Annotated in this window: 2 protein-coding genes; both read right to left on the bottom strand. The window is 65.1% G+C overall.

Going from position 1 to position 1,638, the window contains the following annotated elements; all coding sequences use genetic code 11:
- Positions 1–9 precede the first annotated feature (9 nt).
- Positions 10–333, bottom strand: a complete 324-nt coding sequence (locus H7X47_RS25650) for a DUF736 domain-containing protein (RefSeq protein WP_193371635.1) — start codon at positions 331–333, stop codon at positions 10–12.
- 898 nt (positions 334–1,231) lie between these two features.
- The gene (locus H7X47_RS25645) at positions 1,232–1,555 is read right to left on the bottom strand and encodes a DUF736 domain-containing protein (RefSeq protein WP_193371634.1); all 324 of its coding nucleotides are present in this window, start codon (positions 1,553–1,555) and stop codon (positions 1,232–1,234) included.
- Between the last annotated feature and the right edge of the window lie 83 nt (positions 1,556–1,638).

Here is a 1,638-nt window from a genome sequence, read left to right as displayed (position 1 = left end):
GTGCCGGTCTCACTCGCCGCCGCGGCGGTTCGGGCGGGACCAGATGAGAGTGAAGCCTTCGCCGTCCTCGTCGTCGAAGAGGTTGGCGTAGATCGGGGCGGTGAAGCTCGGATCGTCGAGCTTGAGGCCCAGGTAGTCGCGGCCCTCGTTCGAGCGCTTGGACCAGGCGGCGCCGATCTCGGCGCGGCCGACGTAGATCCGGTGGCTGGGGGCGTTCTCGCCGCTCGCCTTGGTGTCGGGGACGATGCGGACGTTGCGGGTCTGCAGGCTGAGGGTGACGATCTCGCCGGTGAACTCGGTGCCAGCCTTCTTGAAGGTGCCGATGGTAGCCATGGTTTAAGTCTCCTTGATCTGCTGTGGTGGGACCGCACCATTGCGGCCTCGATGGCGATCGGGAGGCCGGAGGCGATCGCCGACGCATCGCTTGCGACCGCAGCGCAGCGGAGGATGGCAGGCGGGAGAGCTTTCTTGCTGCGCGAGGAATGCCGGCACCCTCGGGGTCCCCAAGCGATCTGTCGCGTGGGGTGGGGGGCGGCAGGGGAAGAAAGGTAACCGGCGCCATTGCGGCAGAGGCGATCGAGGCGCAGCCGTCCTTCGGCCAGATCAGGCCAGAGAGAGGCCGTTTGGTCCGGTCAACCAGCAGAGAAGCCAGGAACGGTACCGAGCACCTGGTTCCTGAGGAGGGTGGCATCGCCACCCGGCGCACCATTTCCATCTCGGCCCTGAAGGGCCCGCGGCTCGCGGCCCGGCAGCCTTGCGACGGCGTTCAGCCCTCCCGCCTCTTATCGGCCGCGAGGGCGCGGTGTCTAGCTTCAGACATTAGAATTGCCCCCGCGAGATGCGAAGGGGTCTGACTATAGCGAGTGTCGCCTCAATGGCATCTACCGATCAACTCTGAGCATCTCATCTTCGGTAAGAAGGTTAGGGGGATTCCAGTTTACGAACTGGCACCCTTTGCCCACCGTTTACCCGGAACAGCGGGCCAACATCCTCCCCGGGTTTTCCCCGGGTTTTTCGTGCATGTTCGCGCGTCGTTCCGCATTTTGGTGCAGAACGCCGTTTTTGGGTGGCGCCGATTTCTGAAGTGATTTCAGTAGGATAAATGGTGCCGCCGGGGTGAATTGAACACCCGCCCCCACCCTTCCCTGGGGTGTTATTAGGGGGCGGTCTCGGCGCAGACCGAACACGAAAGCCCCCGCCCGGCTGTGCGGGGCGGGGCGTTGCGCCGATCTCACTCGCCGCCGCGGCGGTTTGGGCGGGACCAGATGAGAGTGAAGCCGTCGCCGTCCTCGTCGTCGAGGAGGTTGGCGTAGATCGGGGCGGGGAAGCTCGGATCGTCGAGCTTGAGGCCCAGGTAGTCGCGGCCCTCGTTCGAGCGCTTGGACCAGGCTGCGCCGATCTCGGCGCGGCCGAGGTAGATCCGGTGGCTGGGGGCGTTCTCGCCGCTCGCCTTGGCGTCGGGGACGATGCGGACGTTGCGGGTCTGCAGGCTGAGGGTGACGATCTCGCCGGTAAACTCGTTGCCGGACTTCTTGAAGGTGCCGATAGTAGCCATGATTTAAGTCTCCTTGATCTGCTGTGGTGAGACCGCACCATTGCGGCCTCGATGGCGATCGGGAGGCCGGAGGCGATCGCCGA

The organism is Pelagibius marinus (assembly GCF_014925385.1).
Lineage (GTDB): Bacteria > Pseudomonadota > Alphaproteobacteria > Kiloniellales > Kiloniellaceae > Pelagibius > Pelagibius marinus.
The sequence above is the reverse complement of the archived record's forward strand: the minus strand, read 5'-3'. Positions and strand labels throughout refer to the sequence as shown.

What these genes read in the sequence shown, in the direction of transcription:
- H7X47_RS25645 (WP_193371634.1), bottom strand. Translation starts at nt 1,555, where the DNA reads ATGGCTACTATCGGCACCTTCAAGAAGTCCGGCAACGAGTTTACCGGC.
- H7X47_RS25650 (WP_193371635.1), bottom strand. Translation starts at nt 333, where the DNA reads ATGGCTACCATCGGCACCTTCAAGAAGGCTGGCACCGAGTTCACCGGC.